The sequence below is a fragment of the Treponema sp. R6D11 genome (assembly GCF_054786075.1).
Genome location: NZ_BDHD01000208.1, coordinates 1 through 2892 on the forward strand (window position 1 = coordinate 1; position 2892 = coordinate 2892).

Annotated in this window: 4 protein-coding genes; 3 read left to right on the forward strand and 1 reads right to left on the reverse strand. The window is 43.1% G+C overall.

The annotated features are described in order from the left end of the window. The 3 genes from ACYVTD_RS11255 to ACYVTD_RS11265 all read left to right on the forward strand — a co-directional run. Window positions 1-507: hypothetical protein (locus tag ACYVTD_RS11255; protein WP_461247865.1), on the forward strand; the 507-nt coding region annotated here is incomplete at its 5' end. Window positions 508-628: 121 nt separating this feature from the next. Continuing rightward, the gene (locus ACYVTD_RS11260) at window positions 629-910 is read left to right on the forward strand and encodes a hypothetical protein (protein WP_461247866.1); all 282 of its coding nucleotides are present in this window, start codon (window positions 629-631) and stop codon (window positions 908-910) included. 119 nt (window positions 911-1029) lie between these two features. Further along, a complete protein-coding gene (locus ACYVTD_RS11265; protein WP_461247867.1) occupies window positions 1030-1377 on the forward strand; it encodes a DMT family protein in 348 nt (115 codons plus the stop codon). 8 nt (window positions 1378-1385) lie between these two features. On the opposite strand, the gene ACYVTD_RS11270 is transcribed toward ACYVTD_RS11265, so the two are convergent. Continuing rightward, window positions 1386-2870 (reverse strand): hypothetical protein, encoded by a 1485-nt coding sequence (locus ACYVTD_RS11270; RefSeq protein ID WP_461247868.1) that lies wholly within the window; start codon window positions 2868-2870, stop codon window positions 1386-1388. Window positions 2871-2892: the final 22 nt, after the last annotated feature.

Consider the following 2892-nt stretch of genomic DNA (forward strand, 5'->3'; position numbering starts at 1 on the left):
ACTCAATATATTCCTGATTTCCTGAAAGATATGCGTTTTAATTGGAACGGCAAAAAACAGTCTTTTTCCTTAAACTGCGGTCAAATATCAATCAACACAGACAAGCAAGTTTTTGATTGGAACAATAAATCCGGATTGTTCCTGTTTCCTTTTTGGTATAAACGGGATAATAAACCTGAATTTGGCATCCGTAAGATTATGTTACGTGGCGACCAAAGGGGAAGGGAAAACATCATTCTTTATCGGAATACTAAGCATGGTACGAGACTTGGTACAAGCTACGCTGATAACTGGAACGATTTGATATCGGAAGAATTTCCTTTTAACGAAAATCCCGTTGTTTCGGTCAAGGATAATAACGGTTTTATGGGTTCTATCATAAAAGCCAAACAACCTGATCCCGAAATAGGCTTTTCCCTGTATCTTAGAATGGAAAAACCGCAAAGCGAAGAAGACCTAAAACGTAGATTTAACGCTTTTAAGGGGGGCATTTTTATTGAAAAGTAGGAATATTTGTCCTTAAAAACCTTAAGTTTTCCAGATTTTAGGCATTATATGTATTAGAAGGGATAAATACCCTATTAATGGTTGCAATCGTCAAATATGGCGGGTCATTAAGGAGGTAGATATGAATAAGGATAAGGCGTTTGATGAGTTATATAAATTGGCGAAAAATTGCGCTGAATATAATTACAGGGGCTGCAACAACCAATGCGGGCAATGCGGGTATAATGTTTATTTCTATACAAACGAACGTGATGCGACATTAATTAAATCAAACGCTTATGCGGAACATCAGAAATATAAAGAATTAGAGAAAAAAATAGAAAGTGATAGAAATGCTGAGGCTATAGCGCCGCTTATTATTTTATCGATAATAGTCGGATTGATAATGTGGTGCTGTAAATAGTTAATTATTATTATATGCCGGATATTGCCTATTCATACAAATTGAGGGGGTGGTAAACTCACTGCCCACTCTAGCAATCCTCCGCCATTTCCAGTAAAATAACCACAAAAGGAAAAACCATGGAAATAAAAAGCTTAATCCCGATAGCCATGCTTATGGCCTCAAATGTATTTATGACGTTTGCGTGGTACGGGCATTTGAAGTTCAGGGAAAGCCCGTTGTGGGTTGTAATCCCTGTCAGTTGGGGGATAGCGTTTTTTGAATACTGCCTTCAAGTTCCTGCCAACCGTATAGGGTATTCGTATTATTCGCCGGCTCAGCTTAAAGTGATACAGGAAGTTATTACGCTTATTGTGTTTACGATTTTTTCCATTACTTATTTAAAGGAGCAATTTAAATGGAATTATATCGTGGGGTTTGTTTTCATTTTGTGCGCCGTTTTCTTTATGTTCAAAAAGTGGGATTAAAATGGAAATTATCTCCCCTGTTTCGCGATAATCTGCTTATCCGACAATAACTGCTTGTCGCCAGGGAACTCCGCAAGCCCTTCGTTCAGAATGCGCTCCGCCTCATTGAAGTTTTTCTTGTTCCACTCCGTGGCGAAGCGGTTATGGTAATCCGCAACCAAATTGCCTTTGTAAACGGTTAACGCCTGCTCAAGCTCGCGGTTCGCGCCGATGTGCGAAAGGGAAGCCTCTAAATATTGAATCGCAGCACGCCAGTTTCCGGCGGGAGTCGCGCTTATAGTAGACGCCTCTTTCTGGACGGCGAACGTAATCAGTTCAGTAGCCCGCTTTTCAGGAATTTTCCCGCCGTTGCGCGCCTGTTCGACGGCGCTTACGACATTGTCCCCGTCGGCGGCGGTGCGAATCCTGTTCGCCATGCCGAATAGTTCCGAGTCTACCAGCAAGACGTCAAGTTTGTCGTAACTTGCCTGCGATAAAACATTTTTTTGTACGTCAAGAAATTTTCTCGCGTCCGCGAATTTATTCGCCTTTATCAGTTTTGTAAGGTTGTTGTTCACCGCAGCCAGTGTAAATTCCTGCCAGCGATTATCATCGGGATAAACGGGAGACGCGGCCGCCACCCACCGAAGACAATCTTCCTCTTTGCCCGCCCTTAAAAGCATGGAACCGAAATTAAAAAGCCTGTCCATCAGGTCTTTTCGCGGGTCGGTAAAAATCGTTTCCTGCGTTTCTTTTATCGATGCAATCGTAAGGGCGCTGCCTTTAAGAAGGGCGGCGCGGTCAATCGCAATCGGAACAGAATCGGCAAACTGGTTAAGCCTTTCAGAATCGGCGATTCTGTTGTTCAAAATAAGGGAGATAAGCTCTATCTGGGAAATCGTCTGCCTGTCGCGGTAGTTTTTAGCCGGCACGTATGTAAACCCCGTCACTTTTCCAAAGTGATCGTGAAATTCCTTGCGGTTGCCGGGATCAAACCCGTAAGCGTTGGTGGTTTCAACGTCAATATCTTCGTCGCCCATTGGAATTGTTATAAAAGCATGGTCCTTAGTCATAACCCCTTTTACGTTTATGCCGAGGGATTGGCAAAGGATCATATACAGGACGGCGGAAGACACGCAGTTGTACCTGCCCGTGGTAAGCAAAGTGTCAATTCTTGTCTGATAAATCGAGTACGATTTTGCGATGTTTTTATGCATGAACGTTAAGACATATTCGGCCCTGTCCTTATTTGAATCGGGAAGGTCGGAGGCGTTTTTTATCGAATCGGCGGCGGCGCGGATTTTATCAATATTAGAAGCCGAAGCGTCCCCGGACGCCCAAAGGCTTATCTCCGCCAACGCCGTCCATGAGTAGGGGCCTTTTTCGCCAAGACGGAAATATTCAAGCGCTTTTGGGTCGGGGGCAAGGCGGGGAAAAGCCGTATTCTGCGTATAAACGGCAGTAAGAGACGTAAAAAATATCAAAAAAGCCGTAATTGACGGTTTTAACTTCATGCTTTATTATATATTATTATAC